This is a genomic window from Comamonas sp. AG1104, assembly GCF_003350425.1.
GTDB lineage: Bacteria > Pseudomonadota > Gammaproteobacteria > Burkholderiales > Burkholderiaceae_C > Comamonas > Comamonas testosteroni.
The window spans coordinates 586,198-606,306 of record NZ_QQAS01000002.1 but is presented as its reverse complement, the minus strand read 5'-3'; the positions used below and the strand labels follow the sequence as shown (position 1 = coordinate 606,306).

The following is a 20,109-nucleotide window of genomic DNA, read 5'->3' as shown; positions in this document are numbered from 1 at the left end:
TCAAGCTACTGTTTTCAAAACTGAAAGGGCGTTTCAAATGAGCAAGCAATTGGTAGGTTTGGTGGGCTGGCGCGGCATGGTAGGCTCCGTGCTGATGGACCGTATGCAGGCCGAAGGCGACTTCGCGCTGATCGAGCCCGTGTTCTTCTCCACCTCCAATGCCGGCGGCAAGGCCCCGGCCATGGCCACCGTGCACACCGAGCTGAAGGACGCCAACGACATCACCGAGCTGTCCAAGTGCGACATCATCATCACCTGCCAGGGTGGCGACTACACCAAGGAAGTCTTCCCCAAGATCCGCGCCGCCGGCTGGAGTGGCCACTGGATTGACGCCGCCTCTTCGCTGCGCATGGAGGGCGACGCCGTCATCGTGCTGGACCCCGTCAACGACGATCTGATCCAGCAAAAGCTGGCCGCCGGCGGCAAGAACTGGATCGGCGGCAACTGCACCAACTCCATCCTGCTGATGGGCCTGGGCGGTCTGTTCAAGGCTGGTCTGGTGGAATGGGTCTCCTCCATGACCTACCAGGCCGCATCGGGCGGTGGCGCCAACCACATGCGCGAACTGCTCAAGGGCATGGGCGTGGTGCACGCCGCCGTCGCCGACGAGCTGGCGACCCCTGCTTCGGCGATTCTGGAAATCGACCGCAAGGTGGCCCAGACCATCCGTGACGATGTGCCCACCGAATTCTTCGGAGCACCTCTGGCCGGCGGCCTGATCCCCTGGATCGATGTGCAGTTGCCCAACGGCCAGTCCAAGGAAGAATGGAAGGGCCAGGCCGAGGTCAACAAGATCCTGGGCACCGAAGCCACGATCCCCGTGGACGGCCTGTGCGTGCGCATCGGCGCCATGCGCTGCCACTCTCTGGCCCTGACCCTGAAGCTCAAGAAGGATCTGCCCCTCGAAGAGATCGAAGCCCTGATCAAGGGCGGCAATCCCTGGGTCAAGTTCGTGGCCAACGACCGCGCCCTGACCGTCAAGGAACTGACTCCCGCAGCGACCACCGGCGGCCTGGAAGTGGCCGTGGGCCGCGTGCGCAAGCTCAATATGGGCCCTGAGTACGTTTCGGCCTTCGTGATCGGTGACCAGCTGCTGTGGGGCGCTGCCGAGCCGCTGCGCCGCATGCTGCGCATTCTGCTGGCCGCCTGATCTGCGCCGCCATCAAGCCCGCAGCGGGCTTGATCCAGCACAGCAAAGCGCCAGTCATCCTAGTGATGACTGGCGCTTTTTTCATGTCCAAGCTCTGGGCTTGGGTGACAATTGTTCGTCTATTCGGGCGAATGCAAACCGTCAGCAAACCTACATTAGGTTTCATCTCGTTGCCAATCGACAACAATTGAGAGCCTTGCCGACCCAGCTTTTGCTCACATTGCAATAGCGTCGTTGACAATGCAAACTATGTCCGCCGGGCCGAGAGACCTTTGCCGCCTGCTGGAATTTCCAATTTTTATGTGCACCGCAGCCACAAACCCGACCAAGAACAAGAGGGCTGTAGGCTGCACGAATCAAGTCTGAGCCCTATGCAACGCTGGAAACTTTCTGCGCTCGCCGCAGCCACCCTCGCACTGTCAAGCCTGCCGGCCACCGATGCATGGGCATTGGCACTGGGCCGCATCACGGTGCAGTCGGCTCTGGGCGAGCCCTTGCGTGCCGAGGTCGAGATCCCTCAGCTCAGCGCTGCCGAGGCCGACAGCCTCCAGGCCGCTATCGCATCGCCAGCGGCATTCCGCGCCCAGGGCATGGAATTCACGGGTACGGCCAACTCGGTGCGTGTGCAGGTGCAAAAACGCGCCAACGGCTCGGCCGTGCTCAAGCTCAGCAGCTTTCAGCCGGTCAACGATCCCTTTGTCGACCTGGTGATCGATGCCAACTGGGCATCGGGCAAGCTGCAGCGCAACTACACCTTGCTGCTCGACCCCCCTGCAACGCGCCGCCCGGCCCCGACGCCCACGACCGCTGCGCAGGCCACGCCTGCCGCGGCGCCTGCGCCTGTGCGTCCCGCCGTGACTGCACGCCCGGCGCCCAGCCCTGTCAACGCGGCCGGTCGGGATCTGCGCAATGACCGCGATCTAGACGAAACGGCAACCAAGCCGCAGCAAAAACGCCAGGCTGGCACTGCGGCACCTGCTGGCAGCGGTGATGAAGTTCGCGTCAGGACAGGAGACACCGCAGGTCGCATTGCTGCAGCGCACAAGCCAGCAGGCGTATCGCTCGATCAGATGCTGGTCGCCATGCTGCGCAGCAACCCGCAGGCCTTTGTCAAGGGCAACATCAACCGCATGCGCAGCGGCGCGGTAATCCAGCTGCCCGATCAGGCAGCCGCTCAGGCCACCTCGGCCAAGGAAGCCCGCCAGATCATGGCGGCCCAGTCTCAGGATTTCAACCAGTTCCGCCGTCAACTGGCTGGCGTGGCACCTGTGGCACCTGTGGAAGCAGCATCGCGCAGCGCTTCCGGCCAGGTTCAGGCCCACGTCGCAGATGCCAAGGCCGCCACCGCAGCCCCCGACAAGCTGACCCTGTCCAAGGGCTCCGTCAAGGGCGTGGCCGCCGATGAGCAAGTGGCCCAGCAAAAACAGGCCGCAGACCAATCTGCGCGCGCCGATGAGCTCAAACGCAATATGGCCGAGCTAAGCCAGATTGCGGCAGCCACCAAGCCCGCAGGTACGGCGGCAGCTCCCGCAGCAGGTACCCCGGCTGCAGCTGCGCCAGCGGCAAGCCCCACAGTCACCGTGCCCGCGGCCAGCACCGCCAATGCAGCAGCGCCCGCCCCCGCCCCCGCTCCAGCTGCTGATGCGCCTGCAACGCCTGCTACCCCTGCCCCAGCCGCACCCGAGGCTGCAGCAGCCGATGCCGGCAAGCCAGGCGACACCATGCCCGCACCAGCTCCGGCCGAAGGCGAACCGGCACAAGCCGCAGCCGAGCCTGCAGCGCCTGCACCGGCACCGGTTGCACCTCCCAAGCCTGTGGCGGCACCGGCCCCCATTCCCGAGGAGCCCAGCTTTATCGACAGTCTGATGGAAGACCCGACCATTCCGCTGGCTGGAGCAGCACTGCTGGCCCTGCTTCTGGGCTATGGCGGCTACCGTGTGTCTCAGCGTCGCAAAGCCGCTGCGGCAGGCGCGGACAGCACGCTGGGCGACAGCCAGCTGTCGGCGGACTCCTTCTTCGGCGCCAGTGGCGGCCAGCGCGTGGACACCACGACCAGCAGCAGCCAGATGTCGGGCCAGTCCATGCAGTACTCTCCCAGCCAGCTCGACGCCGGCGATGTGGACCCGCTGGCCGAAGCCGATGTGTACCTGGCCTACGGCCGCGACCTGCAGGCCGAGGAAATCCTCAAGGAAGCGCTGCGCACCGACCCCAACCGTCTGGTGCTGCACCAGAAGCTGGCTGAAATCTATGCCAAGCGCCATGACCGCATGGCCTACGCATCAGTTGCCAACAACGTCTTTGCCCTGACCCAGGGCAAGGGCCCCGAATGGCAGCGACTGGCCGATCAGGGCCGCATCCTGGATCCTGAAAACCTGACCTACCAGCTGGGCGGCGCCCCCCAGTCCCAGGCAGGCGCAGCGGCTGCGCCCAACGCCTTCAACCCCACCGCTCCATCGACCGCCTTGCAAGGCGGCGTGGCCGCCGCCGTGGGCTTCGGCTCGGCATTGGCTGCGGCACAGGCAGCCGAAGCCGCGGCCAGCCGCGAAGGCCCTCCCACAGAGCCCGCCGGCATGGACTTCGACATGGATCTGGAACTGCCAGCAGGCCTGCCCGACACTGCGGCCAGCGCAGCGCCTGTGCCCTCCGAGCCCGTTTCCTTGCCCAACGAACAGGACTTCGCAGCACTGGCACAGTGGGACACTCCTTCTGCCCCCTCCGCAGAGCCGGCAGTTGCAACCGCAGACAATGGCCTGAACCTGGATCTCGATGATCTGGCCTCGTTCAGCCTGCCCGCCACGGCATCTCAAGCTCCGGCCCCTGTCGCAGCTCCCGCGCCCGCCGAGCAAAGCTCTCTGAATGCACTCGAGTTCGACCTCGACAGTTTCACCCTGCCTTTGCAGACACAGCCCGAGCCAGACGGCGGACAGGAAACAGCTCCGCTGAACCTATCCTCCAGCCTGGAGAAACTGGACGAAGTGCAAGGTGCCGAAGCCCTGAGCTTGCAGCCGGCCGAGGAGAGCGACAGCCTCGCCGCCGCCGCTCCTGCACAACCCGAGGTGACTTTCGACCTCAGCGGCCTGTCGCTGGATCTGGGCACAGCCGATATCGCCGCGCCAGTCGACGCCGTGCCAGCGCCCTCCGAACCCGAAGACCCTCTGGCCACCAAGCTGGCCCTGGCCGAAGAGTTCAATGCCATCGGCGACAGCGACGGAGCGCGTACACTGATTGAGGAAGTGATCGCCGAGGCACATGGCGATCTCAAGGCCAAGGCTCACAGCCTTCTCTCTCAGATTGGTTGATTGATTTGATGCATTCAGACCCCGCGCCGGGAGCCATGCCATGCGCATAGCTCTTGGCGTCAGCTACAACGGTCAGGCCTATCGCGGCTGGCAAAGCCAGCCCGACGGAAACACCGTACAAGACAAACTCGAAGCGGCCCTGGGCCGCTTTGCTGCTCAAGAAGTCTCCACCATCTGCGCCGGTCGCACCGATTCCGGTGTGCACGGGCTGATGCAGGTCGTGCACTTTGACACCGAGTTGCAGCGCGCGCCCAACTCCTGGGTACGAGGCACCAACACCTTCCTGCCCAAGGACATCGCCGTGCAATGGGCGGCCGAGGTCGCCGACGGCCCGAATGGCTTCCATTCCCGGGCCTGCGCCACCGCACGCCGCTATGCCTATGTGCTGCTGCAGTCCCCCGTGCGCCCCAGCGTTGACCAGGGCCGGGTGGGCTGGGTGTTTCAGACTCTGGATGCGCAGCGCATGCGCGCAGCCGCCGATCTGTTGCTGGGCGAGCATGATTTTTCGTCCTTTCGCGCGGCAGGCTGCCAGGCCAAGAGCCCGGTCAAGACCCTGCGCCGCATCGACATCCACTACCGCCCCGCAGGCCAGGCACCCATGCGCGACGGACAGATGGAATGCGGCTACTGGCGTTTCGAATTCGAGGGCAGCGCTTTTCTGCACCACATGATCCGCAACATCATGGGCTGCCTGATCTATGTGGGCCAGGGCTCCAAGCCCGTGCAATGGATGCAGCAAGTGCTGGAGGCACGCTCGCGCGAGGTGGCCGCCCCCACCTTCTCCCCTGACGGGCTGTACTTTCTCGGCCCCATTTACGATACACGCTGGGGCCTGCCTGTAGACACTCCCCCGTTTGCCTGGCTGCCCTGAGCGGCCAAGCGCCATCGATTGCTGCAACGCCTGGGACTTGTCATGTCTTCCATTGCCCCCCGCACCCGCATCAAGATCTGCGGCCTGACCCGCGAGCAGGATGTCGACGCTGCAGTGGCCGCCGGAGCCGATGCCGTCGGCTTTGTGCTCTATGCACCAAGCCCGCGCGCCGTGACGCTGCAACGAGCGGCCGAGCTGGCCCGGCGACTGCCGCCCTTTGTCACACCTGTTTTGCTCTTTGTGAATGAAACAGCTACCAATGTGATAGCTGCCTGCGACCTAATACCCAACGCCTGCGTGCAGTTTCATGGTGATGAAACGGCCGCGGATTGCGAGGCATCCACCCGGGGCGTCCAGCCCTGGTTGCGCGCGGCGCGCATACCCCTTGGAGACGATGCGGCCCAGTTTGACCTCGTAGAATATGCCCAACGTTATTCAAAGGCCCAAGCCATCCTGCTCGACGCCCATGTCGATGGTTATGGTGGCGGCGGCAAGGCATTCAATTGGTCACTTCTGCCAACAAGCGTCGACTCTCACCTCGTTTTGTCTGGTGGACTCACGCCTGCAAACGTGACCGATGGCATCTTGCAAGTGCGCCCTCGCGGGTTGTCTCTGGCCGTTGATGTGAGCTCTGGTGTCGAGGCCGAAGGTCCCGACGGCAAGCCTCTCAAAGGCATCAAGGATGCCCACAAGATTCATCGCTTCATTGCTGCCGTACGCGCAGCTGATGCCCAAATTTTGCAGACTGACACATGTTTGAATACCAGTATCCCGACGTCCACGGCCATTTCGGCCGCTACGGCGGCAGCTTCGCCAGCGAAACCCTGACCCACGCCCTCACCGAGCTGCGTGAGGCCTACGCAAAGTATCAGAACGACCCCGAATTCATCGCCGAATTCCAGTCCGAGCTGGCCCACTATGTAGGCCGTCCCTCGCCCGTCTATCACGCCTCGCGCATGAGCCGTGAAATGGGCGGTGCGCAGATCTATCTGAAGCGCGAGGACCTCAACCACACGGGCGCGCACAAGATAAACAATGTGATCGGCCAGGCCATGCTCGCCAAGCGCATGGGCAAGCCGCGCATCATTGCCGAGACAGGTGCCGGCCAGCACGGCGTGGCCACGGCCACCATCTGCGCGCGTTACGGCCTCGAGTGCATCGTCTACATGGGTGCCGAGGACGTGAAGCGCCAAAGCCCCAATGTCTACCGCATGAAGCTGCTGGGCGCGACCGTGGTGCCTGTCGAGTCCGGCAGCAAGACCCTGAAGGACGCGCTCAACGAAGCCATGCGCGACTGGGTGGCCAATGTGGACAACACCTTCTACATCATCGGTACCGTGGCGGGTCCCCACCCCTACCCCATGATGGTGCGCGACTTCCAGAAGGTCATCGGCGACGAGTGCCTGACGCAGATGCCCGAGTTTCTGGGCGCCGACAAGCAGCCCGACGCGGTGGTTGCCTGCGTTGGAGGCGGCAGCAATGCCATGGGCATCTTCTACCCCTATATCCCCTACGAAGACACCAAGCTGTTCGGCGTGGAAGCGGCCGGCGAAGGCCTGGAATCCGGCAAGCACTCGGCCTCGCTGCAAAAGGGCAGCTCGGGCGTGCTGCATGGCAACCGCACCTTCATCCTGCAGGATGAAAACGGCCAGATCACAGAGACTCACTCGGTGAGCGCCGGCCTGGATTACCCCGGTGTGGGCCCCGAACATGCCTGGCTGCAGGAGATCGGTCGTGCCCAGTATGTGGGCATCACCGATCAGGAGGCGCTGGACGCCTTCCACTATCTGTGCCGCGCCGAAGGCATCATCCCGGCTCTGGAGTCAAGCCACGCCGTGGCCTATGCCATGAAGCTGGCCAAGACCATGCGCACCGACCAGTCGATTCTCGTGAGCCTGTCGGGCCGTGGCGACAAGGACATCGGCACCGTGGCCGACCTCTCGGGTGCCGAATACTTCGACCGCCCCTCCATGCGCGGTCTTACCGTCAAGGGCGCTCCCGGACATGATGCAGCCAAGGCTGCCGCAGGGGGCAACAAGTTATGAGCCGAATTACCGCCACCTTCAACAAGCTCAAGGAAGAAGGCCGCAAGGCCCTGATTCCCTATGTGACTGCAGGCTTCCCGTTCGCCGCCATCACCCCGCCCCTCATGCACGGCATGGTGGAAGCAGGTGCCGACGTGATCGAGCTGGGCGTGCCCTTCTCGGACCCCATGGCCGACGGCCCCACCATCCAGCGCGCAGGCGACAAGGCCATCGCCAACGGCGTGGGCCTGAGCCAGGTGCTGGCCTATGTGGCCGAGTTCCGTAAAAAGGACCACACCACACCCGTGGTGCTCATGGGCTATGCCAACCCCGTGGAGCGCTACGACCAGATCCATGGCGAAGATGCCTTCGTCAACCATGCCGCCGCTGCCGGCGTCGATGGCGTGCTGATCGTTGACTATCCGCCCGAGGAATGCGAGGAGTTTGCCGCCAAGCTCAAGGCCCGCGACATGGACCTGATCTTCCTGCTGGCGCCCACCAGCACGGACGAGCGCATGCAACAGGTGGCCCGCGTGGCCAGCGGCTATGTCTACTATGTCTCGCTCAAGGGCGTGACCGGTTCGGGCGCTCTGGACACCTCGGCCGTGGAGGCCATGCTGCCGCGCATTCGCCAGCATGTCAGCGTGCCCGTGGGCGTGGGTTTCGGCATTCGCGATGCCCAGACCGCACAGACCGTGGGCCAGGTGGCCGACGCCGTCATCATCGGCAGCCGCATCATTGACCTGCTCGACAACCAGCCCCACGAGAAGATCGTGCCTCTGGCAATAGACTTTCTGCGTGGTGTGCGAAAGGCTCTCGACGCATAATGCTGCCCTGAAATCAGCCTCCCCCTGAGCGGCTTTGCCGCTTCCCCCTTGAAGGGGGACGACAGCCTCGCAGCGGGGCGGCCCTTGCTCGCTGTCCCTGACCGGGATTGCGCCAGTGCCTGCGCCGCGCCGCTCTCATGGGTTGCGGGTGGCGCGCAGTGCAGTGGAAACTGAAAAGGAAATAACCATGTCCTGGCTTGAAAAACTTCTGCCTGCAAAAATCCAGCAGACCAATCCGACGGAACGCCACCAGCAGATTCCCGAAGGTCTGTGGATCAAGTGCCCCAGCTGCGAAACCGTTCTCTACAAGACCGATCTGGAAAAGAACCAGAACGTCTGCCCGACCTGCGGCCACCACCACCGCATCGGTGCACGCGCGCGTCTGAACCATTTCCTCGATGCGGAAGGCCGCTATGAGCTGGCCCAGGAAGTCATTCCTGTCGACCCGCTGAAATTCAAGGACAGCCGCAAGTACCCCGAGCGTCTGAAGGAAGCGCTGGAGAACACCGGCGAGACCGACGCACTGATCGTCATGGGCGGCTCCGTCAAGAGCATCAATGTGGTCGTGGCCTGCTTCGAGTTCGACTTCATGGGCGGCTCCATGGGCTCGGTGGTCGGCGAACGCTTTGTGCGCGGCGTGGAAACCGCCATCGAGCAGAAAGTGCCTTTCATCTGCTTCACCGCCACCGGTGGTGCCCGCATGCAGGAAGGTCTGCTGTCGCTGATGCAAATGGCCAAGACCAATGCTGCGCTGACACGTCTGGCCAAGAAGGGTCTGCCCTATATCTCCGTGCTGACCGACCCCACCATGGGCGGTGTGTCCGCCGGCTTCGCCTTCGTGGGCGACATCGTGATCGCCGAGCCCAAGGCCCTGATCGGCTTTGCCGGCCCCCGCGTGATCGAAACCACCGTGCGCGTGAAGCTGCCCGAAGGCTTCCAGCGCGCCGAGTTCCTGCAGGACAAGGGTGCCGTGGACATGATCGTGGATCGCCGCGAGCTGCGTGATCGCATCTCCAGCTCTCTGGCCATGCTGCAACGTCTGCCTGCGGACGCCGTGGAATAAGCACCGGACGAGCAAAAAGCAAAACGGCTGACGCAGCATTCATCTGCGTCAGCCGTTTTTTTGTCGGTTTATCGCCTCGGGACATTCACAGAGCACCTCAGAGCAGCCTTGGAACTGACGAGGTTTCATCCGCAAGCCTCAAGGCGATGCGGCGTTCTTGGCCCGGACAGCCCCCTAGCGCACCCCGGCAATCATGGACAGGCCGCCAGCCTGCACATAGTTGAGCACCATCAGCAGCACCTGCAGGCCAATCAGGGCAATCAGCGCCGAAAAGTCCACATTGCCGATCAGGGGCACCACCTTGCGGATCGGGGCCACCAGCGGATCGGCCAGACGCTGCAGCACGCCGTAGATGGGCGAATAGGGCTGCACCCAGGACAGGATGGCGTAGATCAGCAAGATGCCCATCATGCCGGACAGAATGACCTTGATCAGCCCGCACAGCGCCAGCCATGGCAGCGCCAGAACCGAGCCCTTGGCACCCAGTAGCAGCCAGATCAGCAGCACCTGCGCCAGTTGCAGCAGCAAGGCAGCAATCAGGCTGGATTTGTCCCAGCGGCCCTTGGCGGGAACGACCTTGCGCAGCGGCATGACGATCCAGTCGCTCAGCGCAAAGACCAGTTGCCCCACGGGGTTGCCAAACGGCACACGCTGTGCCTGCATATACATGCGCAGCAGACAGGCTCCGGTGATCAAGCCGACGACGACATCCAGCAGGAACAGAACGATTTCAAACAGCATGTGACCCAATTCAGAAAACAGTGAGCAACTCACCCATTCGTGGGATGATAGCCGGGCACCATGACCGATACGCAAAGTCTGCATTCCCTGCCCCTGTTCCCGCTGAACACGGTGCTGTTTCCCGAAGGCCTGCTGAGCCTGCAGGTCTTCGAAGTGCGTTATCTGGACATGATCCGCAAATGCCAGCATGCCGACGCCCCTTTCGGCGTGGTGGCGCTGCAGGCGGGACAGGAAGTGCGCAAGGCCGGCGCCCAGACCGAGCGCCTGCACTCCGAAGGCGTGCTGGCCCGTATTGCCCGGCTCGATTCACCCCAGCCCGGGCTGATGCATCTGCAATGCCGGGGCGCCCAGCGCTTTCACATCCAGCGCTGCTGGCAACTGCCACATGGCCTGTGGGTGGCCGATGTCACCATGCTGCCCGACGACCCCAAGGTCACTGTCCCCAAGCATTTGCTGAGCACCTCCCACGCGCTGGCTCAGGCCTTGCTGAACCTGCACGACCACGACCCCGATCACGCACAACTGCCTACGCCGGCGCAGATGCACGACTGTGCCTGGGTTGCCAATCGCTGGGCCGAGATGCTGCCCCTGCCGGTGCGGATCAAGCAGCAGCTGATGACGCTGGATGCCCCGCTGCTGCGACTGGAGCTGATCGCCGATGTACTGGAGCAAAGCGGCATTACCGGTTCGCCCCCGCAGGACGATGCCTGAAATCGCCTAAGCCCCTTTTCTGGCGGCTGACAAAAGCTACCTATTCGATAGCATAAAGCTGACTTCTGAGACTGCAGCCTGAGCCATGGAGGCCGCATACCGCAGCTCCCGTCAGCGCTTTGCCCGGTCGCCTACCGCTGCTTCGGCAAAAAACTTAAAATCACCGGTTTCGGGCAGCGGCTATCCTTGCCGCGCCCTCATTCCTGGCCTCCAACCGGCGCTTGTCGCTGGCGCTCTCTTTTCATGACTGAACAAAACATCTCTTCTGCGGCAGAAAACACCGCCCCTCAGGACGAAAACAAACTCATCGCCGAGCGCCGCGAAAAACTCAAAGCCCTGCGCGAGTCCTCCAAGGCCAACGGCGGCGTTGCCTTTCCCAACGACTTCAAGCCCGAGCATCGTGCAGCTGCCCTGATCGCCGAACACAGCGACAAGGATGCCGAAGCTCTGGACGCCGCAGCCATTGCCGTCAGCGTGGCGGGCCGCATGATGCTCAAGCGCGTGATGGGCAAGGCCAGCTTTGCCACCGTGCAGGACGCCACGGGCCGCATCCAGGCCTATGTCACCCGCGATGCCGTGGGTGAAGAGGTGTATGCCGACTTCAAGAAGTGGGATCTGGGCGACATCATTGCCGTCGAAGGTCAGCTGATGAAGACCAAGACCGGCGAGCTGTCGATCAAGGCCACGAAGATCCGCCTGCTCACCAAGAGCCTGCGCCCCATGCCCGACAAGTTCCACGGCATGGCCGACCTGGAGCAGAAGGTGCGCCAGCGCTATGTGGACCTGATGACCGACGAAGAAGCCCGCAAGCGCTTCGTGGCCCGCAGCAAGGCCGTGGCCGGCATCCGCGACTTCATGGTCGAGCACGGCTTCCTGGAAGTCGAGACCCCCATGCTGCACCCCATCCCCGGCGGTGCCAATGCCAAGCCCTTCATCACCCACCACAATGCGCTGGACCAGGAGATGTACCTGCGCATCGCGCCTGAGCTGTATCTCAAGCGCCTGATCGTCGGTGGCTTCGAGCGCGTGTTCGAGATCAACCGCAACTTCCGCAACGAAGGTATCTCGGTGCGCCACAACCCCGAGTTCACCATGATGGAGTTCTACGCGGCCTACTGGAACTACCAGGACCTGATGGACTACACCGAAAAGCTGATCCGCGACGCAGCCATCAAGGCCGTGGGAACGCTGGAGTTGAGCTACGGCGGCAAGCCTGTGGATCTGGCCAAGCCCTTCGAGCGCCTGACCATCCCCGAAGCCATCGTCAAATACACCGAAGCCGGCGACAACGTGGCCAACCGCGAATGGCTGACCAATGCCCTGAAGAAGCTGGGCATGAAGGAAGACAAGGACAAGCTGTCCACCCGCACCCTGGCCAGCCTGCAGGTGCTGTACTTCGAAGAGGTGGTGGAAGAGAAGCTGTGGAACCCCACCTTCATCATGGAACACCCCACCGAGATCTCGCCTCTGGCGCGTTCCAACGACGAGCGTCCCGAAGTGACCGAGCGCTTCGAGCTCTACATCACCGGCCGCGAATTCGGCAACGGCTTCTCCGAGCTCAATGACGCAGAAGATCAGGCTGCCCGCTTCAATGCCCAGGTGGAAGCCAAGGACGGCGGCGACGACGAAGCCATGTACTTCGACCACGACTTTGTGCGCGCCCTCGAGTACGGCATGCCCCCCACCGGCGGCTGCGGCATCGGTATCGACCGCTTCATGATGCTGCTGACCGACAGCGCCAGCATCCGTGACGTGATCCTGTTCCCCGCCCTGCGCCGCGAACAGTAAGTCTGAAATTGATAGCTTTTAGCGCTTGACTGTCTTGGTTTTCAGATATCTTTATTGCTGAAATCCAAGAATAGCAGGCGCTACCTGCTATTAAATATTCAGCAAAATACAGGCCCTGCCCGGCGGACACCTGGAACCGATAGGATGAATCATCGGTTCCATGTCTCAAGGAGAGCGCCATGTGTCGCTGGCTGGCCTATAAGGGCAATCCTGTTTCCCTGGAAACAATGCTGTTCCACGCGCGCCATTCGTTGATCGACCAAAGCCTGCATTCGAGATTCGGAGCGACGACGACCAATGGCGATGGCTTCGGACTGGGCTGGTACCAGCACCCGCACGATATGCCTTTTCGCTATCGCAGCATCCAGCCGGCCTGGCACGATCACAACCTGCGCGAGCTGTCGCGCGCCGTGTCGGCGCCCATGTTTCTTGCGCATGTTCGCGCGGCAACGCATACGCCGGTGCAGGAGACCAACTGCCATCCCTTCCGCCACCGGCGCTGGATGTTCATGCACAACGGCATGATCGAGGACTTTCCCCTGGTACGGCGCGATCTGCTCATGGCCATCGATCCGCAGTTCTTCAACTCGCAGGAAGGCTCGACGGACTCGGAGACCATGTTCCTTCTGGCCATGAGTTTCGGGCTGGAGCACAGCCCTGTGCCGGCCATCGCGCGCATGGCGGGCTTTGTCGAGGCCACGGCGCGCAGCCACGGGGTAGCACACCCGCTGAGCATGACCGTGTGTGCCAGCGATGGCGAGCAACTGGTGGCCGTGCGCTACGCGAGCGAGGGCCAGTCGCCGCGCTCGCTCTATCACAGCACCTCCTTCAAGCATCTTCACGCGCTCTACCCCGACGACCCGCGCATCGCGGCCGTTGGTGACGATGCGTATTTGATCGTGTCCGAACCGCTGGTTGATCTGCCGCAGGCCTGGGCACAGGTTCCCGAGTCGACGGCGATCGTCGTGCGCGACACCCAGATCGATTACCTGCCGTTCGCGCCCATTCGATCCTGAGGGTCAAAGCCCAGCGCCAGCTCATCCAATCGCTGTCGGCCATCTGGCCAGCGACTGTGGCATCGGCCCCATAGCTATACTGGCCCACCATGCATATCCCTCAATACTGGGCGCAAGCGCGGCTGCGCCATGCAACCGGCCAACGCCACGGCGCGACCGTCCAGCGTTGGGGCTGGTCAGACCACAGCCAGCAGGAAGCCCAGAACCATGCGCAGCAACGAGCCCAGCAAGCGCTGGACGCCGTGCTGGCCGCTCCCACGCAACGCCAGCTCGACGCAGGGTTCGAGCGCATGGAGTGGCGCACCGAATACGGGCTGGAAGGCGGCACGCCCATTCGCGAAGAAGTGCTGGAGCGACGTGACGAATCCGTCATGACCCGCAACAGCTATGGCGCACATTGCCTGAACACAGAGAACGTGGCCATTGCCGACATCGACTTTCCGCGGCAGAAAAAGCCTGCCCGCTTCCCTGTCATCTCGTCGCTGCTGCTGGCTCTGGCCCTGCCCTGGCTGTGGGTGACCCCGCTGACCTGGAATCTGGGTGCCGCGATATTGATGCTGCTGCTGGCCAGCATCGGCCTGGTCTTCTGGTCGGGCCTCAAGCAATGGTTGCATGCCCGCCATGCGCGGCGCGCCGAAGCCCTGCAGCCACCGCCCATCGATGCCGCGCTGGCAAAAGTTCAGGCTTTTGCGGCCGGACACCCGGATTGGGGCCTGCGCGTCTACGAAACGCCCAAAGGATTGCGCGTCATTGTCACTCACGCCGCATTCAGCCCCTCTTCCCCCGAGGTTCAGGCGCTGTTCCAGCAACTGGAGGTTGACCCGCTGTATGCCATGCTGTGCCATCAGCAGCAGTGCTTTCGCGCCCGAGTCAGCGGCAAGCCATGGCGCATGGGCTTGAATGGCCTGTCCACCCTGGAAAGACGCTGGCCCCAGCCTGAGGCCTCCCGGGCTGCACGCCAGCAATGGGTGTCGGACTATGAGGCCAGATCGGCACAGTTCGCAGCCTGTCGGTATATCGATCAGCTGGGCGCGACGACGCTGTGCTCAGCGGCACAGACTTTTGTGCTCTGGCACGATGAAAGCAGCAAGGCGCACTCCGCCCTGGCATTGGCCTGAGTATCTCCGTGACCATTCGCAAAGCCTGTTGCTTGAAACCGGCGTATAAAGTAACAATATATTTCCCGGCACATGCCTGAACTACAGATGCGTCCGACCCTGATCTTCCTCCCATGACAGCTCTGCCATCTTCTGCATCAGCTTTGTCTGCCATCGAATCAAGCGGGGCACGGTTCTCGTCGCCTGATTCCGCGACGCCGTTCTCCGTGCTGGTTGTCGAGGATCAGGCCGTCATGCGCGCTGCCCTGGTGACCGAACTGCGCCAGGCCGGTGTGACGCACGTGCTGGAAGCCGAAAACGGCCGCTCCGCGCTGGCACTGTTTCGCAGCGAAAGACCCGATCTGGTGCTGCTGGACATCCGCCTCCCCGGCGAGGACGGCTATTGGGTCGCGCGTCAGCTGCGCGAGGCCGAGCCCGGCGAGTGGACACCCATCATCTTTCTCTCCGGCCTGGACAACGATCTGGACGTCTGGCGCGGTATTGAGGCGGGGGGCGACGACTACCTGGTCAAACCCGTCAAACCCATTGTGCTGGTCGCCAAGCTGCGCGCCATGCGCCGCCTGCTGGACATGCGCCGCCGCCTGGTCACGGTCTCTGCAGAGCTGCATCTGGCGAATCAAAAGCTCAATGAAATGGTGGAGCTCGATGCGCTTACGGGTCTGGTCAATCGCCGAGGGCTGGACCGCATGCTGCATGCCGAAATTGCGGCGGCAAGACGCGAGAGCAGGCCGCTGACGCTGATGCTTTGCGACCTCGATCACTTCAAGCACTTCAACGATACCTATGGGCATGTCCAGGGGGACGAATGCCTCAAGCAGGTCGGGCGCCTGCTGCGCGAAGTCTGTGTGCGCCCGCGCGACATCGCCGCACGTTATGGCGGTGAAGAATTTGCCCTGATCCTGCCCAACACCCCGCGTTCCGGCTCGATGACATTCGCCCGTGCTCTCGGCCAGATGCTCAAGTTCCTCAAGATTCGCCCACCAGGAACCGCCGAGGATATTCCGCTGACCCTCTCCGGCGGCATCACCACCTGCATTCCCGACGAGCACACCAGCGCCGAATCCATGCTGATGCGAGCCGACGAAGCCCTGTACGCCGCCAAGACGCAAGGGCGCAACCGCTTCTTCAGCTTCGAGATGCAGATGGACACCATAGAGCAAAGGCAGATCTAGCAGTCCACCTGGCCGCATTGCGGCTCTTGGCCGGCCTGCAAGGTCGGCACTTGTCAGCTCTGCTCTCAAGAGACGCTAGGATTGACGCATTGTCCTGTCAGACCCCTCGGGTCTGACCTCTGCCGTTTTTCTCGAGTGACTGGTTATGCGTCGTCTTCAAATGCACCTGCCCGATTGGATGCAGGACTGGCTTGAAATCCTGATTCCCGGGATTCAGATCTTTCTCATCATCCTGGTGGCCTGGCTGATCAACTGGCTCATCAAGCGCATCATCTCGCGCGCAGGCAAGGCCTACGACCTGCCTCATGAGCTGCTCATGCCGCTGCGCGGCGTGTTTCGCTGGATCATCATCGCCGCCGCCGTGCTGGCGATTCTCGAGCGCATGGGCATGTCGGCCACCGTGCTCTGGACGGCCTTCACCGGCTTTGCCACCGTGGGCGCCGTTGCCTTCTTCGCAGCCTGGAGCGTTCTCTCCAACCTGTTCTGTGCGTTATTGATCGTCACCGTCGGCCCATTCAGGCTGGGCGACTATATCGAGGTGCTCGACACTGCCGAGAAGCCTGGAGCCAAGGGCCGCGTGATCGACCTCAATATGCTCTACATCACCTTGCAGGATGACAGCGCACCGGCGGGCATGCCCAATCTGCTGCAGATTCCCAACTCGCTGATCTTCCAGCGCGTCATTCGCCGCTGGAAAGGCGGCATGCCGGTGGTGACGGAAAACACTCCAGCCACCAGCCAGGAGGAAGCTTGCGCCGTGGCCATCACCACTCCTGGCGGCAGCGCCGCTGCCTCGGGCTGAGACCGGCCGATACCCGGCCTCCATGCAAAAGGGCTTCCTGAGAAGCCCTTTTTTGATTCCCTGACGGGTCACCTCAAGGCAGGCGCGGCTTGACCTTGCTGGCGGCCAGCTTGGCATTCACGCGGGCCTGCTCCACATCGCCAGCGCGCGCCAGGGCCACGCCCATGCGACGCTTGACGAAACTCTCGGGCTTGCCGAAGAGGCGCAGATCGGTACCGGGCACAGCCAGGGCTTGCTCCACGCCATCAAACACCAGACCTTCGGCATCCTGACCGCCGTAAATCACGGCACTGGCACCGGGGTTGCGCAGGCTGGCATCCACAGGCAGACCCAGAATCGCGCGGGCATGCAACTCGAACTCGCTTTGCCACTGCGTGCACAGCGTCACCAGACCCGTGTCATGAGGACGCGGCGAGACTTCGCTGAACCAGACCTGCTCACCCTTGACAAACAGTTCCACGCCGAACAGGCCCAGGCCGCCCAGGTCGTCGGTGACCGCCTTGGCAATCTGGCGCGATTTCTCGAGCGCGGCAGGATGCATGGGGTGAGGCTGCCAGCTTTCCACATAGTCGCCGGCCTGCTGGATATGGCCCACGGGGTCGCAAAAATGGGTTTCGATCCGGCCATCCGCACCCTTGGCGCGCACGGTCAGTTGGGTGATTTCGTAGTCGAAGTCGATAAAGCCTTCGACGATCACGCGGCCCTTGGCAACACGACCGCCGGCCATGGCGTAATCCCAGGCCTTGGCCACATCGGCAGGGCCGTCAATCTTGCTCTGGCCCTTGCCCGAGCTGCTCATCACGGGCTTGACCACGCAGGGGTAGCCGATGGCGGGCTGGCCGTCGCTGCCGTCGATCGCGGCTTGCAACTCGGCCAGAGAATCGCAGAAACGGTAGGGGCTGGTGGGCAAACCCAGGGTTTCAGCGGCCAGACGGCGAATACCTTCACGGTCCATGGTCAGACGTGCGGCGCGGGCCGTGGGAATGCAGGTGATGACGCCTGCGGCCTCCAGCTCTTCCAGCATGGGCGTGGCAATGGCTTCAATCTCGGGCACGACCAGATCGGGCTTGACCTCTTCGATCAGCGCCTTGAGCTGGGCTGGATCGCTCATGGTGATGGTGCGCGCATGGTGGGCCACCTGCTGGCCAGGCGCATTTTCATAGCGGTCCACGGCAATGGTTTCCACGCCCAGGCGCTGCAGGGCAATCAGCACTTCCTTGCCCAGCTCGCCGCTGCCCAGCAGCATGACTTTGGTGGCATTGGGGGAGAGAGGGGTTCCTAGGGTGGTCATGGTTGCATCCTGCATATAAGGGGGCCGAGCCCCCGATCATAGGCGAGCAGGCAAGCCTCTCTTGGCTGCTGCTTGGCAATTCGGTCGCTTTCAGCGCCGACCAATGAAGCGCATGGCGCGGCTGATCGGAGATTCAGTGCGGCATCGGCGAGTAATGCTCGATGCGGCAGGCGCCGCGATTCTTGCATTGCCCGTCCAGATAGCGGTAGCGTACCGTCACGGCAGCACCGGGACTGGGCCACTGCTTGCGCGGCAGCTCGCTTTGATAGTCCGCCGTTTCGGGCCTGAAGCTCAGCGCCGTGCCTGGCTGCGGACATTCGGCATCACCGCTGGCCTTGGCTTCGAGCACGCGGGTCTGCAGCGCGCGGCCACCGCTTTGCTTTTCTCGCACCTGCACCTTGAGATCGCAAATCTGCCAGTCAGCAGCCTGGGCAAAAGCGGCGCAGGCGGTCAAAGCCGCCGCGATCAGCATTCGGAAAAGAGTCATCTGCCTACCTGCAAGTGAGTGGTGTTCATGGGCCCGCATCTCTATCAAATCGATAGCATCTATCGCTTTAAGGCAAAGGATTGAGGCCGATTTCATGGAAATTTCCGGTGAGCATCAATGCGTCAGGCCGACAGCCTTGCCGCCACGCTGCGGAATGCTTCCCGCGTCGAATCGCATCTCGGAAGTCCAGACCGCATCGTCCCAGACCCAGGGGCTGCTGGCCTGCTCCAGGCCCAGCACATGCACGCCACTCAAGTCCTTGACGCGCTCCTTGAGCCAGTCGATCTGATCGCTGCGCACAAACACCAGGCAGGCAATCTCCCAGTCGGGCTGCGTGATGCCCAGGCCGTGCAGCTGCGACAGCAGCGGGGCATACCATTTCTCGATCCGCTCGTTGAGACGGTTGACCAGCGCCAGCGGATAGCCGGAAGCCGATACCTCGACCACATAGACCTGGCGACGAGCCGGGCGCAATGCCACGAAAGCCGGACATTGCCAGCCATCGGCCACCTCGTACTTGGGGGCCACAAAAGTCTCACCGTTGGCCGTGAGCAGCTGCATCACGGCTTCTTCATGTCGGTCCATGCTGAATTTCTCCGGCGCGCCGAAAGTGCGCGCAGGCTCACACCTTAGCGCAGCTCAGGCCTCGCCAAAGCAAATTCCGATATCGCGCGCCATGGTCAGCAGCGGGCTGTCCAGCGGCACCGTGCGCTGGGTATTGGCCACATCGGCAATCGCCACACTGCCGATGCGGCCGTTCTGCAGCGTGACCATATGGCCCAGCTGGCCGCCCAGCACCAGTTGCGCCGCGTGGTGGCCGAACTGCGTGGCCAGTACCCGGTCAAACGGCGTCGGATCGCCGCCGCGCTGCACATGCCCAAGGACCGTGGTGCGCACCTCGCTCTGGAGATGGGATTGCAGGCGCTCGCGCAGCACATGGCCGACGCCGCCAAGACGCACAGGGTCGGGACTGTGCGCAACCCGCTCGCGCACCGTCAGGCTCTGGCCGCTTTCCTTGGCCCCCTCGCCGATGCAGATGATGGTGTAGCGCTGACGCCGCTCGCGCTCCTGACAGACCTTGATGATGGACTGCAGGTCGTAATCGATCTCGGGCAACAAAATGATGTCGGCAGCACCGGCGATGCCGGACTCCAGCGCCAGCCAGCCCGCATGGCGGCCCATGGTCTCCACGATCATCACCCGGTGGTGGCTCATGGCCGTGCTCTCGATGCGGCGCAGGCTTTCGGTCACCGTGGCCACGGCCGTATCGAAGCCGAAGCTGCGCTCGCAGTTGGCAATGTCGTTATCGATGGTCTTGGGCACGCCTACGCATTGCAGTCCCACCTGCGCCAGGCCATGGGCCAGACTCATGGTGCCGTCACCGCCGATGGCGACCACCACATCCAGTGCCAGCGCCTTGACATTGCGCCCCACCTGGGCCAGCGTGGCCGCATCGCGCAATGGATTGGCGCTGTTGCTGGTGCCCAGGATGGTGCCGCCGATATGCAAAATGCCGCTGACTTCGTCCCAGCTCAGCGCTCTGACGCGCGGGCTTGCATCCATCAGCCCTTCAAAGCCGTCGGCAATGCCCAGTACCTCGCACTGGCCATGGTTGATCAGGGACTTGGTGACCGCACGGATCACCGCATTGAGGCCGGGGCAATCGCCGCCACCGGTCAGCACACCAACGCGCATGGGCTCGCTCTCCAAAGATTCTCGAATGCACATCATCCCACGAGAAAGCCGCTG

At 63.0% G+C, this 20,109-nt stretch carries 18 protein-coding genes; 13 read left to right on the top strand and 5 right to left on the bottom strand.

Going from position 1 to position 20,109, the window contains the following annotated elements:
- The first annotated feature begins 37 nt into the window (after positions 1-37).
- From asd to accD, 7 genes are all read left to right on the top strand, one after another.
- A complete protein-coding gene (asd, locus tag DFO48_RS07390; protein WP_003076601.1) occupies positions 38-1,150 on the top strand; it encodes an aspartate-semialdehyde dehydrogenase in 1,113 nt (370 codons plus the stop codon).
- Positions 1,151-1,521: 371 nt separating this feature from the next.
- Complete coding sequence (locus DFO48_RS07385; RefSeq protein ID WP_114862988.1) at positions 1,522-4,449, top strand: FimV/HubP family polar landmark protein; 2,928 nt, start codon at positions 1,522-1,524, stop codon at positions 4,447-4,449.
- 40 nt (positions 4,450-4,489) lie between these two features.
- Positions 4,490-5,320, top strand: a complete 831-nt coding sequence (gene truA, locus DFO48_RS07380) for a tRNA pseudouridine(38-40) synthase TruA (RefSeq protein ID WP_003076605.1) — start codon at positions 4,490-4,492, stop codon at positions 5,318-5,320.
- A 42-nt stretch (positions 5,321-5,362) separates the two neighbouring features.
- Positions 5,363-6,148: a phosphoribosylanthranilate isomerase gene (locus DFO48_RS07375; RefSeq protein WP_003076607.1), complete on the top strand. Its 786-nt coding sequence runs from the start codon at positions 5,363-5,365 to the stop codon at positions 6,146-6,148.
- Positions 6,073-7,365 (top strand): tryptophan synthase subunit beta, encoded by a 1,293-nt coding sequence (gene trpB / locus DFO48_RS07370; protein ID WP_114862987.1) that lies wholly within the window; start codon positions 6,073-6,075, stop codon positions 7,363-7,365. Before DFO48_RS07375 ends, trpB begins: the two co-directional genes overlap by 76 nt.
- Positions 7,362-8,171 carry a tryptophan synthase subunit alpha gene (gene trpA / locus DFO48_RS07365; RefSeq protein ID WP_003076612.1) on the top strand — a complete coding sequence of 270 codons (810 nt, stop codon included), beginning with the start codon at positions 7,362-7,364 and terminating at the stop codon, positions 8,169-8,171. Before trpB ends, trpA begins: the two co-directional genes overlap by 4 nt.
- A gap of 187 nt (positions 8,172-8,358) precedes the next feature.
- Positions 8,359-9,234, top strand: a complete 876-nt coding sequence (accD, locus tag DFO48_RS07360) for an acetyl-CoA carboxylase, carboxyltransferase subunit beta (protein WP_003076614.1) — start codon at positions 8,359-8,361, stop codon at positions 9,232-9,234.
- A 174-nt stretch (positions 9,235-9,408) separates the two neighbouring features.
- Here the strand turns inward: accD and DFO48_RS07355 are convergent, their stop codons facing one another.
- A complete protein-coding gene (locus tag DFO48_RS07355; RefSeq protein ID WP_003076615.1) occupies positions 9,409-9,975 on the bottom strand; it encodes a YggT family protein in 567 nt (188 codons plus the stop codon).
- Between the two features lie 60 nt (positions 9,976-10,035).
- Between DFO48_RS07355 and DFO48_RS07350 the strand changes: the two genes are divergently transcribed.
- The 6 genes from DFO48_RS07350 (at position 10,036) to DFO48_RS07325 (ending at position 16,582) form a co-directional block, all read left to right on the top strand.
- A complete protein-coding gene (locus tag DFO48_RS07350) occupies positions 10,036-10,686 on the top strand; it encodes an LON peptidase substrate-binding domain-containing protein (RefSeq protein ID WP_114862986.1) in 651 nt (216 codons plus the stop codon).
- Positions 10,687-10,929: 243 nt separating this feature from the next.
- Positions 10,930-12,474, top strand: coding sequence for a lysine--tRNA ligase (lysS, locus tag DFO48_RS07345; RefSeq protein WP_114862985.1), 1,545 nt, complete (start codon positions 10,930-10,932; stop codon positions 12,472-12,474).
- Positions 12,475-12,653: 179 nt separating this feature from the next.
- The gene (locus DFO48_RS07340) at positions 12,654-13,490 is read left to right on the top strand and encodes a class II glutamine amidotransferase (protein ID WP_114862984.1); all 837 of its coding nucleotides are present in this window, start codon (positions 12,654-12,656) and stop codon (positions 13,488-13,490) included.
- Between the two features lie 89 nt (positions 13,491-13,579).
- Positions 13,580-14,608, top strand: coding sequence for a hypothetical protein (locus DFO48_RS07335; protein WP_114862983.1), 1,029 nt, complete (start codon positions 13,580-13,582; stop codon positions 14,606-14,608).
- A 113-nt stretch (positions 14,609-14,721) separates the two neighbouring features.
- Positions 14,722-15,780, top strand: a complete 1,059-nt coding sequence (locus DFO48_RS07330; protein WP_034348988.1) for a diguanylate cyclase domain-containing protein — start codon at positions 14,722-14,724, stop codon at positions 15,778-15,780.
- 145 nt (positions 15,781-15,925) lie between these two features.
- Positions 15,926-16,582: a mechanosensitive ion channel family protein gene (locus DFO48_RS07325; RefSeq protein ID WP_114862982.1), complete on the top strand. Its 657-nt coding sequence runs from the start codon at positions 15,926-15,928 to the stop codon at positions 16,580-16,582.
- Positions 16,583-16,655: 73 nt separating this feature from the next.
- Here the strand turns inward: DFO48_RS07325 and purT are convergent, their stop codons facing one another.
- The 4 genes from purT to DFO48_RS07305 form a co-directional block, all read right to left on the bottom strand.
- Positions 16,656-17,873, bottom strand: coding sequence for a formate-dependent phosphoribosylglycinamide formyltransferase (gene purT, locus DFO48_RS07320; protein WP_114863118.1), 1,218 nt, complete (start codon positions 17,871-17,873; stop codon positions 16,656-16,658).
- A 133-nt stretch (positions 17,874-18,006) separates the two neighbouring features.
- Positions 18,007-18,360 (bottom strand): hypothetical protein, encoded by a 354-nt coding sequence (locus DFO48_RS07315; protein ID WP_114862981.1) that lies wholly within the window; start codon positions 18,358-18,360, stop codon positions 18,007-18,009.
- A 114-nt stretch (positions 18,361-18,474) separates the two neighbouring features.
- Complete coding sequence (locus tag DFO48_RS07310; RefSeq protein WP_003076632.1) at positions 18,475-18,945, bottom strand: hypothetical protein; 471 nt, start codon at positions 18,943-18,945, stop codon at positions 18,475-18,477.
- Between the two features lie 54 nt (positions 18,946-18,999).
- Positions 19,000-20,055, bottom strand: a complete 1,056-nt coding sequence (locus tag DFO48_RS07305) for a 6-phosphofructokinase (protein ID WP_114862980.1) — start codon at positions 20,053-20,055, stop codon at positions 19,000-19,002.
- Positions 20,056-20,109: the final 54 nt, after the last annotated feature.